Raw genomic sequence first — 15,423 nt, 5'->3', positions numbered from 1 at the left:
CAGCTACATTTTTTGATTTTCATGACCTTTTTACCTCCCAAAATATCCTTTAGAAATAATTTTAATGAAATAAATCATTCATATTAAAAAGTGTATGAATCACATTTATATAATATTGTATCCATAAAAGCTTTACCTTTGTAGTAAAATATAAAAGATGACTGAGGATTACTCCCAATATCCCAAACACCTTGTTGCCGTTGACTGTATTATTTTCGGTTTTGATGGCGAAAATCTTAAAATCCTTTTGGTAAAAAGAAACTTTGAACCTCAGATGGGTGAATGGTCACTCATGGGTGGTTTCATTGGCAGTGACGAGACTTCTGATGAAGCGGCCAACAGAGTCTTACATACTCTGACAGGACTTGAAAACATTTATCTTGAGCAATTGAAATGTTATACAGAAATAAAACGTGAGCCAACAGCCAGAATCATGTCAATTTCCTATTATGCACTGATTAATATTGAGAAAAATATTCAGATCAATGAGCAGTACAGTGCAAAATGGGTTGAACTGCAGAAAGCGCCTGACCTTATTTTCGATCATAATGAAATGGTAAAGGATGCTGTAGCCAGACTGAGAAGAAGGGCTTCCACAGGTCCTATAGGTTTTGAGCTTCTTCCTGAAAAGTTCACGATGAAGGATCTTCAGAATCTTTATGAAGCAATTTTTGACGAAAAATTTGACAAACGGAATTTTACCAGCAAGATCAACAGTATGGATATCCTCGTCAATACCAATAAAAAAGACATGACTTCATCCAGAAAGGGATCTTTCCTCTACCGGTTTGATGAAAAAAAATATAACAAAAAGATCTCGCAGGGATTCATGTTTAAGATTTAGTTCCTAAAATCTGTTTTTTCAGAAAAATTATATTTTAAAATTGAAAAAATAAAACCAAAAACCCAGCCCATTTTACAGTCTCTTCACCTACTCCGTTACTTTAAAATAATAGTATAAAAATCTCGCTTCCGTGAGATTTTTTTTTGTGCTTATGGGGAAAATTCCGGGCAATCCAAACAGCCATTCCGTCTTTTTTCATGATCATCGTAAAAAAATTTTATGATAAGGTTTCTCTTTTTCCCCTACCACAAAAAGCATTATAATTATATAACGTACAATCTCATTTATGATATGTAATTTTTTGTTAATTTTTAATAAAATATTGATTTATATTTAATATTATATGTATTTTTATACAAAACTAATAACCATATTTAACAATATTGTAAGTTTTCATAAACCCACGCCTATATACATAGGAACCCAGAAAAAGAGAAGAAAAAATTTTCAAATCGGAAACTGAATACAAATGGTTCCATTGTTCTACCCGAAACAAGTGTTGAAGAATTAGTTAAGAAACCGGGAAACGAGCATGTCAGGTGGTTTAACAGAAAATATAACAGCAATTCTATTCAAATCCAGCATCAATAAAGATTAAGAAGCTTCATTTATCTGCACAATACTCTTGCACAGGTTAGAGAACCGAGATATTAATGGCTAAAAAACAAAACCAAACCCTTTAAATATATCAATTATGAAAACAAACAAAATGTGGCTACTTTTAGCCTTTCTGCTAACCATTCTTTTCAACTGCTCCCGGATAGAGGAAAAAACTTTACTGGAAGAATCCGAAAGGAGCCTGGGATCCAATGCTGCTACCTCAGCAGATGCATTGGCATTGGCAACAACACCTCCCCTGCATGTCGGTGGTAAATTTCTCAAAGATCCCTGTGGTAACAATGTTGTCTTACATGGGGTTGCCATAACACCCAGCCCATGGTTCAATGGCTGCCAGTATGGCTCCAGTTCAGGATACTGTACCTGGGACAATTACAATGTACAGGGAGCTCTGAACTATAACAAATCTGTCATGGACAAGCTCAGCAGCTCCGCCGATGGCTGGTATCTCAATTACATTCGTCTTCACATTGATCCATATTGGACGAATGATCCCGGTCCGGCTATTCCCGAGAACGATATCTCAAGATTCAATTATAACCGTCTGGTTACCTATACTGATCAGGTTATTATCCCTTTAATTAACCATGCACGAAGCCGCGGCATGTATGTAATCCTGCGTCCTCCTGGTGTATGCCCAAGCCGTATTGCAGTGAATGATGCATACCATAGCTACCTCAAGAGGGTATGGACGTTTCTTTCTCAACACCCCGGACTAAAGAATGCTGATAACGTAATGTTTGAACTAGCCAATGAACCTGTCGAGATTCTTGGGACAAACGGTACATGGGGAACAACCGGGAACGAGCATTTTGCAGCGCTTAAAAATTTCTTCCAGCCACTGGTTAATATCATCCGTAACAACGGGGCCAATAATGTTTGCTGGGTGCCGGGTACGGGCTGGCAATCGCATTACCAAGGTTATGTCAATAACCAGATTACAGGGGGGAATATTGGTTATGCTGTTCACATCTATCCAGGGTATTGGGGCGGTGTCAATAATTATCAATCCTTTCAGAATGCATGGAATATCAATGTTAAGCCGGTTGCAGATATTGCTCCGATCGCCATTACTGAGACTGACTGGGCACCGCAGGGATATGGTACCTTCGGCATCGGTACAACAGGTACGGCAGGCGGAAACGGATTTGGCGCCAATTTAAAATATATTGTGGATCAGGCCGGTAATGTAAGCTGGAATGTTCTTGCTCCGGATAACCTCCTCCATAAGGGCGATCCTAATGCAGGAACAGCCTACAACAATGATTGGGAAGCCTGCGCCGCCCCAGTTAAACAGTGGTTTCAGCAATATGCATCCTCCAATTATCCTGTTTCTAACTGTAATACAACCAGTAGCCTGGTTAATAATGGCATTTACGAAATTGAGTTTCAGACCGATGTCAATAAAGTACTTGATCTGAAATCCGGAGAGGATGCCAACGGTGCGGTGTTAAGACCATGGACGAGGAATGGTGCTGCTGCACAGCGCTGGGTTGCTATTGACGCTGGCAATGGCTACTGGCGTTTTGTATCCAAAGCGAGTGCATCCAACCGCTGTATTGATTTAGCCAGTAACAGCAATGCACTGGGAACCGCAATCCGGCTTTGGCAAAGCTATAGTAACGACGCACAGAGCTGGCAGGTAGTGGCTGCGTCTAATGGTTATTACAAAATTCTGTCAAAAGTGGACCCTACACGTGGCTGGGATATTCCCAACTGTACCATGGATGGTAATTCTAATTTACACCTTTGGGATTATTATGGTACGTCATGTCAATTGTTTAAATTCAAATATATTGGGATGAACTAGACGTATTAGAAGATACTAATAAAAAACAGGATGCTTTTTCAGCATCCTGTTTTTTTATTATTATAGGTGAAAAGTCAATTTTGCTTCGCAGTCAATGGTGAATTTTTAAAAATTGACAAGTGAAAACAAATTCACTATTGACTATTCACTTTTACCAGAACCTTACATACAAGGCAGTCAGTAAAAGCAGTGTCATCACGATCAAAACTAAAGTTCTGTTGTCCACTTTAAACATCGTTACATCAATGGCAAAAGCTTTAGGATTTACCTTCGGACCTGCAAGACTGATCAGGATCATGGCGATTATCGTGATAAAGAATGACCATCCCATATTGATCAGGAAAGGAATTTCGGTAATGGTATGCACTACTCCGTTCTCCAGTTTTTCATAAGTGAAAGCTGTATACATCCAGGTTTCTTTTCCGAAAATTTCTACGGCAAAACTGTTGAAGAAGATCGCCAGAACAAAACCTAAAATTACTCCTACCAAAGCCGCTGTACCTGTCGTTCTTTTCCAGAACATTCCCAGAAGGAACATGGCAAAAACTCCCGGACTGATAAATCCTGTGTATTTCTGGATAAATGTGAAGCCTCCTTCACCACCAATTCCCAGAACGTCTGTCCAGGTAAAGGCCAATGCTGCCATCATTGCGATAATGATAACCCAGCGGCCTGTTCTCACCATCTGAATTTCGGTGGCGTCTGTTTTAAGGTATTTTTTATAGATATCGAGGGTAAAAATGGTTGAGATACTGTTCACTTTCCCTGCCAGTGAGGCCACAATTGCTGCCGTTAACGCTGCAATTGCCAATCCCTTCAATCCTACTGGTAAGAATCCCAATATTGCAGAGTATGCTCCATCTTTCACCCCGTTGAATCCAGGAAGGTGTCCTTTTGAATATAAAACGTAAGCCGCGATTCCCGGAAGCATTACGATCACAGGCATGAATAGCTTCAGAAATCCTGCAAATAAAATTCCTGTTCTTGCTGTCTTCAAATCTGCCCCTAAAGCTCTCTGGGTGATGTACTGATTACAGCCCCAATAGTTCAGGTTAACAATCCATTGACCGGCAAAATACATGGCCAGACCCGGTAGCACCACATACTTCTGTACATCAAGGTTTTGAGGCATTGCCAACGTAGTTGTGGTAGTTGTTGGTTTTTGAAGAATCAGCTTAAAGTGTTGCGGAGCCTCATTGATCAGGGTATTGAATCCTGCCAGCGCATTTCCTACAGCCGCTCCATTGATTCTCTGGTCCACAATCTGCAACGCCATATACACCGTTGCAAAACCGCCGATAATAAGGACAGCCACCTGGATAACGTCTGTATATCCTATCACTTTCATCCCTCCAAGACCGATCAGAAGAGCCATAAGCAAAAGACCGATCATAATGCCGTGAAGATGTTCTCCTCCCAGTAAAGTATCGATGGCAAGAGCCCCAAGGTAAAGAATGGAAGTAAGATTCACGATAACATACAGAAACAGCCAGAATACGGCCATGATGAGTGAAACAGATTTGTTATACCTTCTTTCCAGAAACTGGGGCATGGTATAGATCTTATTTTTAAGATAGATTGGAATAAACCAGACCGCAATAATGATCAACGCAAGAGCAGCGATCCATTCGTAAGCGGCAACAGCGATTCCGACAAAGAAACCTTCACCACTCATTCCGATAAACTGTTCAGCAGAAATATTGGAAGCAATTAAGCTGGCTCCAATTGCCCACCAGGTCAAAGATCCTTCCGCAAGGAAATAGTCCTTACTTCCTGTGGATTCAGATTTTTTCTTTTTATAGATCCATAGTCCGTAGGAAGCTACCACTACGAAATAGATCAGAAATATGATAATATCAATAGTTGCTAATTTTCCCATAGTTTAGTTTTTAACGGAGAATTTATAGATGGTTGTCGAGTGGTATTTCTGTCCGGGCTTCAGTTCTGTGGAAGGAAAAGAAGGCTGGTTTGGTGAATCCGGGAAATGCTGTGTCTCTAAGCAGAATCCTGTTCTGAATTCATTTTTACCTCCGGTTTTGGTATCAAACTTTCCGTCAAGAAAATTTCCAGAATAAAACTGAACACCGGGTTCATCCGTGAAGACTTCCATCAGTCTTCCTGTTCCCTGGTGATATACCTTAGCGATACTTCTCATACCTTTCCCATTCAGGATCCAGTTGTGGTCATACCCTTTTCCTTTTTTCAGCTGATCATCTTCTGCACTGATATCTTTTCCGATGGCTTTTGAAACTGTGAAATCAAAAGGGGTTCCTTTTACTGCTTTCTGTTCACCTGTAGGAATCAAAGTTTCATTCACGGGAAGAAAATGATCTGCATTGATCTGCAGTTCATGATCGGTAATTGTTTTAGTGAAATTCCCTGAAAGGTTAAAATAAGAATGCTGGGTAAGATTTACCACTGTAGGCTTATCGGTTTCTGCTTCATAGGAGATTTCCAAAGCATTGTCGTCTGTAAGGGTGTAGAAAACAGTTGTTGTCAGTTTTCCCGGGTATCCTTCTTCACCGTCTGCACTGGTGTAGGACAATTTCAATGTAGGAAATTTTGCATCTTTTACTGCTTCAATATTCCAGAATCTGGTATGAAATCCTTCTTTTCCTCCGTGAAGGCTGTTGGGACCATCATTTTTATTGATTTCGTATGTTTTACCTTCCAGTGTGAATTGAGCGTTGGCAATTCTATTGCCATATCTTCCGATCAATGCCCCAAAATAATAAGGGTTGCCATCGAAATATCCTTCGGATTTGGTAAAGCCAAGCACTACATCTTCGTATTTCCCGTTTCTGTCCGGAGCGGTTAAAGAAGTGATAATTCCCCCGAAGTTGATGACCTCAACTTTCATCCCGTTTTTATTGGTCAGCGTGTATTTTTTAATAGAATCGCCTTTTGGCGTCACTCCATAGTCTGAAGTATGCACATTCTCCATTTTTCCTGAAATATCCTGTTTATTATTTTCTTTTTTACAGCCGAAAATAATTAAAAATAATAAAATAAAAATGCCATTATGTGTTGCTTTTTTCATAATTATTTACATATTTTTTAAAATTAATTAACGATAATACATTTCATTCCAACGAAGTGTATTTTTAAAGTCACGCATTCTGGTATCTTCATCAATGACTAATGATTCAATTCCTGCTATCTCAGCAAAATCTTCCAGCTGCTCTGCTGAAATATTTTCACTGTAACATGTGTGGTGTGCCCCTCCTGCCAGTATCCAGGCTTCTGCGGCCGTATATAAATCAGGAAGAGGTTTCCATAAAACTCTTGCTACCGGAAGTTTTGGCAGCTCTTCTGTAATTTCCAATGCTCTGGTTTTGTTGATCAGCAGTCTGAAATGGTTTCCAAAGTCCATTAGGGCAGCATTCAGAGAATCAATATTTCCTCTGGAGTTAAAAACAAGACGCACCGGATCTGCTTTTCCTCCGATTCCCAGCGGATGAATCTCACATGAAGGTTTTCTGGCTGCCAGAACCGGGTCTACTTCCAGCATGTGGGATCCCAAAATGGAAGGATTGGAAGGATCTAAATGATAGGTATAATCTTCCATAAAGGCATTTCCTCCTTCAAGGCCCTGCCCCATTGTTTTCATGGCACGTACGAGTGCTGCTGTTTTCCAATCTCCTTCGCCTGCAAATCCGTATCCTTTCTGCATCAGTCGCTGTACGGCAATTCCCGGCAGCTGCTCCAGCCCGTGAAGGTCTTCAAAGGTATCGGAAAATCCTTTAAATCCTCCATCTTTTAAAAATTTTTCAAGTCCTAATTCAATTTTTGCGGCGGTGTGCAGCGAACTTCTGTTGGCCCCTCCTTCCAAAAGGGAAGCTGCCATGTGATAAGAAGATTCATATTCTTCCATGAGGCTTTTTATTTCTCCTTCGCTTACAGAATTGATAACGCCTACAAGATCACCGATTCCCCAGGTATTGACTGAAAAGCCGAACTGGGTTTCAGCTTCCACCTTATCTCCATCCGTAACGGCTACAAATCTCATATTATCTCCGAAACGAGCAAATTTAGCTCCCTGCCAGTCGTCCCAACCTGCAGCAACACGGCTCCAGTCACCAATCTGCTTCTGAACTCTTTCTTCTGACCAGTGTCCTACCACTACTTTTCTGTTTTTTCGGAGTCTGCTTACCATGAAACCGAATTCACGGTCTCCGTGAGCTGCCTGGTTAAGATTCATAAAATCCATATCCATGGTAGACCACGGAATATCTCTGTTGAATTGGGTATGCAGATGCAGAAGAGGTTTCTGTAAAATTTTTAGTCCTCTGATCCACATTTTGGCGGGTGAAAAGGTATGCATCCAAGTAATTACTCCTATGCAGTTTTCTGCATGATTGGCTGCTGCAATGGTTTCAAATATTTCTTCGGTAGTTTTTACCGTTGGCTTTACAATGATTTTTACCGGAATGAAAGAAGATTTTTCAAGTTCTGCCACAATTTTCTTTGAGTGATCTGCCACCTGGGCAAGTGTTTCAGGTCCGTATAAATGCTGACTTCCTGTGATGAACCAGACTTCTTTGGTATTGAGAGGTGTTAACATAATTTTGTTGATCGTTAATAGTTGTTTATGTTGAAGTGTTTAGTGTTTAAATTCCTGTCCGTAGTAGGCGTTCTTGCCATGCTTACGTTCATAATGCTTTTTGATAAGTGAGTCTTTCAGACGTTCCGCATCAGGATTGATCTGTCTGGTGAGATAAGCCATTTCCGCAATGGTTTCCAGCACTTTGCTGTTGTAAACAGCCTTCTCTGCATTTTTACCCCAGGTAAACGGACCGTGATTCCCGATCAGAACCATTTCTACTTCTTCCGGAGAGAGCTGTTTTTCTTTAAAGCATTCCAGAATCTGTATTCCTGTATTGTATTCATAGTTTCCTTCAATCAGTTCATCCCGCATAGGTGGAGCGCAGGGAATATCTGTTGTTAAATGGTCTGCATGGGTGGTCCCGAAAACAGGAATATCCATTTGTGCCTGTGCCCACGCCACGGAATAGATCGCATGAGTGTGGGAAATTCCACCGATGTTTTCCCAGTTTTTATACAGATAAGCATGGGTCTTGGTATCGGAAGAAGGTCTGAGTCTGCCTTCAATGACATTGGCGTCAAAATCCAGAATCACCATATCTTCCGGCTTTAAAATGTCATAGGGAACACCGCTTGGTTTAATGGCAAAAATGCCTTTATCACGATCTACAGCACTTACATTTCCGAAAGTATAGACCACCAGCTTCAGGGCATCCAGCTGCATATTCGCTTCATAACATTCTCTTTGGAGTTCTTTATAGGTATTCATTTTGAGTATCATTCAAAAGGTTAAAATGGAAAATCAGGAGTTCTGAAGTTCTTTCCTGTTGTTTTTCAGTTTGGTATTGTATTCTACAAAATCAGCGAGCTTCTGGTATTGCTGCATTAATTCTCTGTAGTGCTGTACTTCTTCCGCTTTCGGCTGGTATTCCGCTTCAAATGCGGAGCCCATTTTCATGCTTGCTTCCTGAACGGTAGGATAAATTCCTGCTGACACGGCCGCATAAACAGCAGCTCCCAAAGCAGGAGTCTGGTCTGAAGCGGCAACAACAATCGGCATATCCAGAACATTAGCGAGGGTCTGCATGATAAATGGTGATTTCCTTGCGACTCCCCCGATTCCGATCACTTTATTGATTTTCACACCTTCCTCTTCAAAACGGTCTACGATCTTTTTAGCTCCGAAACAAATGGCATTCACCAAAGCTTTGAAAATATGGGGAGCTTTTGTTCCCAGAGAAAGCTGACTGATGGCTGCCTTAAGTTCCTGGTCTGCATCCGGTGTTCTTCTTCCGTTTACCCAGTCCAATGCAACCGGAACGGTATCTGAAAGAGAAATTTTTTCTGCTTCAAGGGTCAATTTTCTGATAAGTCCGTCCTCCATCTCTTCAGCGAGCTTTATTTTCTGCTCCTCTGAAATACTTTCGGAATGCATCATCACCTGATGAACCGGCCACATCAGAATATCTTTATACCATGCCAGCACATCTCCAAAGGCAGACTGCCCTGCTTCAAGTCCTATCAATCCGGGAATTACGGAACCATCAACCTGTCCGCAGATTCCTTTTACCGTTGTATTCCCGATAGCTTCTTGTGAGGCTACCATAATATCGCAGGTAGAAGTTCCCATGATCCTGATCAGGGTATTGTCTTCCACCCTGGCTCCTACAGCTCCTGAATGGGCATCAAAAGTTCCTACAGTAATAATGGTTTGGGTGGTAAGACCTGTTTTTGCGGCCCATACTTCATTCAGGTAGCCGGCAACTTCATCTGAAGTATATGTTTCCCTGTATAATCTTCCTCTGAGCGTTCCCAGAGAAGGATCTAGCCTGTTGAGGAATTCTTCGGAAGGCAAACCGCCCCATGACTCATGCCACATGGCTTTGTGTCCGGCAGCGCAACGGCTTCTTTTAAAGGTTGCCAGGTCTTTATGATCTGATAAAAGGAAAGTCAGATAATCACAGTGTTCCATCCAGCTATAAGCAGCATTTTTTACTTCTGCATCGGCTCTGCTGATGTGCAGTATTTTGGCCCAGAACCATTCTGAAGAATAAATACCACCTTCATATTTTGTATAATCTTCACCACCCCAGGTTCTTGCAAGGGTATTGATTTCTTCGGCTTCACGAATGGCGGTATGGTCTTTCCATAAAACCATCATGGCATTGGGGTTTTCTTCAAATCCCGGAACCAGTGCCAAGGCTGTTCCATCATTGGTTACTGGTAACGGTGAAGAGCCTGTAGTATCAATGCAGATACTAACGATCTGCTCTGCTGGTATCCCACTTTCTCTTACAACTTCTGAAATGGTTTTCTCCAGACCTTCAATATGATCTGAAGGATGCTGTCTGAAACTGTTGGTTGAGGGATTACAAAATTTACCTTCCTTCCATCTCTGGTAGTAGCTGACTGAAGAAGTTATTTCAGAACCGTTTTCAGTGTCAATAAGGACGGCCCGTACGGAATCTGTACCGTAGTCCAGCCCGATAACATATTTTTTCATGGTGGTGAAACGTTTTTGATTATTGAGATTTTAAATTCTCCTGATGAGATAAAAACAAATATAAGATTCTATTTTAAATAAATGTAAAAAACACACTTATTTTTTGTAAACATCTATTTTACAGTTAATTAATCTGTTTTTAGCTTTAAAACAACTAAAGAATTGGCAGGAATTTTCGTTGAAATTTCACCATTTTTGGCTTCAAAAATCTCTTCTTTAGGTTTTATGGGTTCAGCATCGAAATTATTTTCACTGGAAAGTTGTGGTGCAGACAGAAGGATTTTGGTTATATTTTTACCTGTCTTCAGAGTTCCTGGTTTGATATTTACTGTTTTAGCCTGAGTATCAGTATTGACTATTTTAATAATAATCTCATGAGTTTTGACATCTTTAACTGCTGTAGCGTATAATTTTTCCTGCCCGGATACCGCTTTTCCGTTTCTCTCTATTTTCAGTACATCCGTTCCTTTATTGTTGGAGAATAATTTCTGAACATAATAATTCGGGGTTGCATAAGATTTCAGATTATTGAACCAGATAAGGTCAGGCGTCCACTGCCAGCCATCAGCATGGGCAAAAAGCGGTGCGTAGGAAGTCATATAAACCACATCTGCATTTCTTTCAAGACCGGTCATAAAAGCGGCTTCTGAAAGGGCCGTCAGCCAGTTGTTTTTATTATCAGGTTTTAGCACACCTACAGATTGGGCTGCATATTCTCCGGCAAAAACTTTTGGTCCGGAACGGTCATATTCGTCATACCTTCCGGCATTTTTCATGAACCATTCAGGAGAGTTGTAATAATGTTCATCTACAATCTGTGCATTGAGCTGCTTCAATTCTTTCCATCCATACTCGAAAAATTCGCCGTCAGGTGACGGTCCGCTTCCGGAGATGATCTTAACGTCAGGATATTTTGCATGAATGGCTTTTTCAAATACTTTATAGCGTTCGATATAATCTGCTCCCCACTGCTCATTTCCAACTCCGATAAATTTTAGATTAAAAGGCTTTGGATGTCCCATTTCAGTACGGATTCTTCCCCTTTTTGTTCCGGAATCTCCGTTAGCAAATTCAATCAGGTCAAGGGCATCCTGAACGTAGGGATCAAGGTCTTCCATTTTCACCAGTTCTGCGGTATTGAACTGGCATGCCATTCCGCAGCTCAGAATAGGAACAGGTTCTGCACCCAGGTCTTCGGAAAGCTGGAAATATTCATAAAATCCCAGCCCGAAAGACTGTCCGTAATCCGGTGTAAGCCTGTGCGGAAATCCTGTACTCCATTTATTGATAAGGTATTCACGGTCTGCTATATTTCCTATTGTTTTTTTCCACTGATAGCGTTCTGCCAAGGTTCTTCCTTCTACGATACAACCTCCCGGAAATCTCAAAAATCCGGGCTGCAGATCATATAATTTCTGAACTAGGTCTTTTCGCAAACCTCCTTTTCTGCCTTTCCAGGTGTCTTGTGGGAAAAGTGAGATCATATCCATATTCACAATGCCGTTTCCGGTAAATGTAATTCGCAGTTTTGCTTTTTCTACAGTTTTCGGTGCTTTGAAAACTGCTGTATACTTCTGCCATCCGTTTCTTTTTATAAGTGTGGAAACTGAAGAAATTTCCTTCCCATTTTCATCAACAAGACTTGCATTTACCGCAGCAATATTTCCTGAAACATTCTCGAGATCAAAACTGAAATCATATTGTTCTCCCTGATGAAGGCCTATTCCCCTGAATCCTTCATTCTCAAGAATATAATTTTTATCGTTCAGAACGGTAATTCTTGCGTAATTTTTATTGGTTTTGGCAGGGTCAGAATAAATGGTCAGAAACCCGGAATCCAGGTTAGGAGAAAGTGTTTTTGTGTTTTGCTGTTTCCATCCTGTAAATGGTTCGTCAAATTCAAAACTGCGGTTTTTAATCAGTTCAGCATACAATCCGCCATCTGCTGCAAAATTGATGTCTTCAAAAAAAATCCCGTACATGGTGGGCTGTATTTTAATAGGTGTAGAGGTTTCTTTCAGATCCAGGTTAAAGGTACGGACCGTATTATTCTGAGCCGAAAAAAAAGCAGCACTGAGGGAAATCGCGATGGAAAATATTTTATTTTTGGTTGTCATAGATCGTTATTTTGAAAACTAAAGCATGTCTCAATTTATCCTGAATCAATTTTTATTTTACTGTTAATGGAATACTTTTTAACCCCGTATCATCAGAAGTTCCGCCATAAAAAATGGTATAATCGCCGGGTTTTGCAACCAGATCATCTGCTTTTTCATCGTAGAACGCAAATGAGTTTTTGGAGAGGATCAGTTGAATATTTTTTGTTTCTTTGGATTTAATCGGAGTTCTTTCAAAAGCCCTTAACGTTTTTACCGGTGCCTGGACATCATTATTTCTTTTGATGTAGACCTGAACGACTTCTTCGCCATCCCTTTCTGAAACATTGGTTACCGGAATGGTGATCGTCACATTTTCGCTGGTATTGATCGTATTTTTGCTCAGTTTTGAATCTCCGTAAACAAATTTGGAATAGCTCAGTCCATGCCCGAATGGATAAAGAGGCTTTTCCGTCATATAACGGTACGTTCTCCCCTGCATATCATAATTTTCAAATCCTTCGTGTTTACTTGTCTTTGAAAGAGCGTTGTCCAGCTGCTCAAGGTTTTTGTAAAAGGTAATGGGTAATTTTCCGGAAGGGTTATAATCTCCTGCCAAAACATCTGCCACTGCAGTTCCTCCTGATTGTCCGCCATACCAGGCGTTCAACAGGGCATCATAATTTTTCTCATCCTGTTCCAATCCCAGAGCACTTCCGGTACAAAGAACAAAAACAACAGGTTTGCCGGTTTTTCTAAGCTCCGCCAACAGGTCCCGCTGTACTTTAGGAAGGGCAATCGAAGTTTTGTCACCACCTTTGAAGCCTTCTGCATTCACCATCATCTCTTCACCTTCCAGACTTGGAGAAAGTCCGCCTGCAAAGACAATGACGTCTGCATTTTTCACCTTTTCCCTCACCGAAGCAAAATTAACAGGGTCTTTTCTGTAGACTTCAAAGCTGATGCTTACATATTTTCCTTTTTGTGTATGACGCAGTTCTATCTGGTATTCTTTTCCTTTTTCCATTTTTACAGGAAACTCTGAAGGATGTCTTGCATCAGGTCCTTTTCTTGTTGCGATTTCTTTTCCGTTCACGAAAAGTGTATAGATATCAGAAGTGGAAGCAGAAAACACAACCTCCCCTGTATAGGTACTTTTAAAAATCCCTGAAATGATCGCTGAGGTATTTTCTCTTCCTACATTGGGAGCAAGCTGGGTTCCTCCAAAGCTGTTGTAGCTGATGGCCGTTGAATTTACGGAAGTATTGGCCGGCTGCCCCTTGAATTCATTATTATTGAAGAACTCTACTTTCATTCCTTTCGCGCCGTTTTTCTGACTGATGAAATTCTGATAGAGTGACATTCTGGACGAAGGATCTGTTACTTCACTTCCTTTTTCGTAGATAATTTCAGCATTCGGGAATTTGGTTTTGATTCCGTCTAAAATCGTTACAATGGAAGAAGGAGTTCCGTTATAGTTTCCCAGCTGCATCAGTCCGTCATCAGCATTCGGACCTACAACGGCAATTTTTTTAATACTCCTGCTGAGAGGCAGAATATTCTTTTCGTTTTTCATCAGCACGATTGATTTTTGTGCCATTTTCAGTGCCTGCTTTTTATGTTCTTCAGAATCGACTACAGAATACGGAATGGTATTCCAGTGAACGGAAGATTTCGGATCAAGCATTCCCAGCTCAAACCAGCCTTTCAGGATTCTGCGCATTGATGCATCGATATCTTTTTCGGTAATCAGTCCGCTTGCCAGAGATTTATTCAGATTGTTATAGGTATCTCCGCATTCCAGATCGGTAGAATGTTTCAGGGCATCTGCTGCGGTTGTTTTTTCGTCAGGATGGGTGCCGTGGTATTTTTTCTGAAAGAAATCGGCCAGTGCCCAGCAGTCTGAGACCACCATTCCGTCATACTTCCATTTTCCACGGAGGATTTCAGTAAGTAAGGTATTGTTTGCACAACATGGCTGCCCGTCAAAAGCATTGTAGGCGCACATTACTTCTCTTACATTTCCTTCCTGAACCAATGCTTTGAAAGCGGGAAGATACGTCTCATACAGATCTCTTTTAGAAATTTCTGCGTTATAGGAATGACGGTTCCATTCCGGTCCGCTGTGTACCGCAAAATGTTTGGCACAGGCATGGGTTTTAAAATATTTCGGGTCGTTTCCCTGTAAACCTTTTACTGCTGCAACGCCCAGAACAGAGGTCAGATAAGGGTCTTCACCATAGGTTTCCTGGCCTCTTCCCCATCTTGGGTCACGGAAAATATTGATATTAGGGGTCCAGAAGGTTAATCCTTCGTACCGTCCTGTTTTTTGGGCCTCATCAAAAGATCTGTTGTATTTTGCCCGTGCTTCATCAGAGATCATTTCAAAAGTTCTAAAATGTTCCGGAACATCCCATGTTGCTGCCATCCCGATTGCCTGGGGAAAAACAGTAGCTGTACCTGCTCGTGCCACCCCGTGAAGTGCTTCATTCCACCATCCGTAGGCTGGAATTTCCAAACGGGGAACTGCCTTGGAGTTATCCATCATCATTCCTATCTTTTCTTCTGTTGTCAGTAAAGAAAGAAGGTTCTCAATTCTTTCATTAACCGAAAGGTCCGGGTTTCTGAATGGATATTTATAATGGCTCTGGGCAAAAAATAAAGGGGTTGCCAGGGTTGCACATAGGATTGATACAATTCTTTTCATAGGTATATGGTTTCAATAAAGTACTAAGACTTTGTGGATTCTGTAATTAATGATTTTCTAACCACTGATTTCACGGATTTTCACAGATGACTGCGCATATTTCTTTATAAGAATTAGGGGTCGGTAAAGTCCGGAAAATGCTGTTGATTTTGTGATTAATCATTTTCAAACCACTGATTTTAGATTTTCGCGGATAATTATGTTTTCATTCTTATTTTATACAAATTTCCGGCATCATTGAGCAGCAATGACTAAAAAACAAATATAACGCTCTATTTTAAATAAATGTAAATAATACAC

General features: G+C 40.8%; 9 protein-coding genes. 2 read left to right on the top strand and 7 right to left on the bottom strand.

Features of this window, described 5'->3' with window-relative positions; translation table 11 throughout:
• The first annotated feature begins 157 nt into the window (after positions 1-157).
• On the top strand, positions 158-844 hold the full coding sequence (locus EG339_RS15100; protein ID WP_123870800.1) for an NUDIX hydrolase: 687 nt from the start codon (positions 158-160) through the stop codon (positions 842-844).
• Positions 845-1,538: 694 nt separating this feature from the next.
• Entirely contained in the window at positions 1,539-3,272 is a 1,734-nt protein-coding gene (locus EG339_RS15095; RefSeq protein ID WP_123870799.1) for an RICIN domain-containing protein, read from the top strand.
• Positions 3,273-3,423: 151 nt separating this feature from the next.
• On the opposite strand, the gene EG339_RS15090 is transcribed toward EG339_RS15095, so the two are convergent.
• From EG339_RS15090 to EG339_RS15060, 7 genes are all read right to left on the bottom strand, one after another.
• Entirely contained in the window at positions 3,424-5,151 is a 1,728-nt protein-coding gene (locus EG339_RS15090; protein ID WP_123870798.1) for a sodium:solute symporter family transporter, read from the bottom strand.
• Positions 5,152-5,154: 3 nt separating this feature from the next.
• Entirely contained in the window at positions 5,155-6,312 is a 1,158-nt protein-coding gene (locus tag EG339_RS15085) for an aldose epimerase family protein (protein WP_123870797.1), read from the bottom strand.
• Between the two features lie 27 nt (positions 6,313-6,339).
• Positions 6,340-7,836 (bottom strand): L-arabinose isomerase, encoded by a 1,497-nt coding sequence (gene araA, locus EG339_RS15080; RefSeq protein ID WP_123870796.1) that lies wholly within the window; start codon positions 7,834-7,836, stop codon positions 6,340-6,342.
• Between the two features lie 39 nt (positions 7,837-7,875).
• On the bottom strand, positions 7,876-8,586 hold the full coding sequence (locus tag EG339_RS15075; protein ID WP_002978734.1) for an L-ribulose-5-phosphate 4-epimerase: 711 nt from the start codon (positions 8,584-8,586) through the stop codon (positions 7,876-7,878).
• A gap of 33 nt (positions 8,587-8,619) precedes the next feature.
• Positions 8,620-10,320 carry a ribulokinase gene (locus tag EG339_RS15070; RefSeq protein ID WP_123870795.1) on the bottom strand — a complete coding sequence of 567 codons (1,701 nt, stop codon included), beginning with the start codon at positions 10,318-10,320 and terminating at the stop codon, positions 8,620-8,622.
• Positions 10,321-10,448: 128 nt separating this feature from the next.
• On the bottom strand, positions 10,449-12,437 hold the full coding sequence (locus EG339_RS15065) for an alpha-L-arabinofuranosidase C-terminal domain-containing protein (RefSeq protein WP_123870794.1): 1,989 nt from the start codon (positions 12,435-12,437) through the stop codon (positions 10,449-10,451).
• A gap of 52 nt (positions 12,438-12,489) precedes the next feature.
• Positions 12,490-15,123: a glycoside hydrolase family 3 C-terminal domain-containing protein gene (locus tag EG339_RS15060; protein WP_123870793.1), complete on the bottom strand. Its 2,634-nt coding sequence runs from the start codon at positions 15,121-15,123 to the stop codon at positions 12,490-12,492.
• Between the last annotated feature and the right edge of the window lie 300 nt (positions 15,124-15,423).

Origin of the sequence: Chryseobacterium bernardetii, assembly GCF_003815975.1 — a bacterium.
Lineage (GTDB): Bacteria > Bacteroidota > Bacteroidia > Flavobacteriales > Weeksellaceae > Chryseobacterium > Chryseobacterium bernardetii.
Note: the sequence above shows the minus strand (reverse complement) of the source record. Positions and strands in the feature narration are given on the sequence as shown.

Coding starts and splice junctions, on each gene's coding strand:
- EG339_RS15085 (WP_123870797.1), bottom strand. CDS start 6,312: ATGAAAAAAGCAACACATAATGGCATTTTTATTTTATTATTTTTAATT.
- EG339_RS15100 (WP_123870800.1), top strand. CDS start 158: ATGACTGAGGATTACTCCCAATATCCCAAACACCTTGTTGCCGTTGAC.
- EG339_RS15090 (WP_123870798.1), bottom strand. CDS start 5,151: ATGGGAAAATTAGCAACTATTGATATTATCATATTTCTGATCTATTTC.
- EG339_RS15095 (WP_123870799.1), top strand. CDS start 1,539: ATGAAAACAAACAAAATGTGGCTACTTTTAGCCTTTCTGCTAACCATT.
- EG339_RS15060 (WP_123870793.1), bottom strand. CDS start 15,123: ATGAAAAGAATTGTATCAATCCTATGTGCAACCCTGGCAACCCCTTTA.
- araA (WP_123870796.1), bottom strand. CDS start 7,836: ATGTTAACACCTCTCAATACCAAAGAAGTCTGGTTCATCACAGGAAGT.
- EG339_RS15065 (WP_123870794.1), bottom strand. CDS start 12,437: ATGACAACCAAAAATAAAATATTTTCCATCGCGATTTCCCTCAGTGCT.
- EG339_RS15075 (WP_002978734.1), bottom strand. CDS start 8,586: ATGAATACCTATAAAGAACTCCAAAGAGAATGTTATGAAGCGAATATG.
- EG339_RS15070 (WP_123870795.1), bottom strand. CDS start 10,320: ATGAAAAAATATGTTATCGGGCTGGACTACGGTACAGATTCCGTACGG.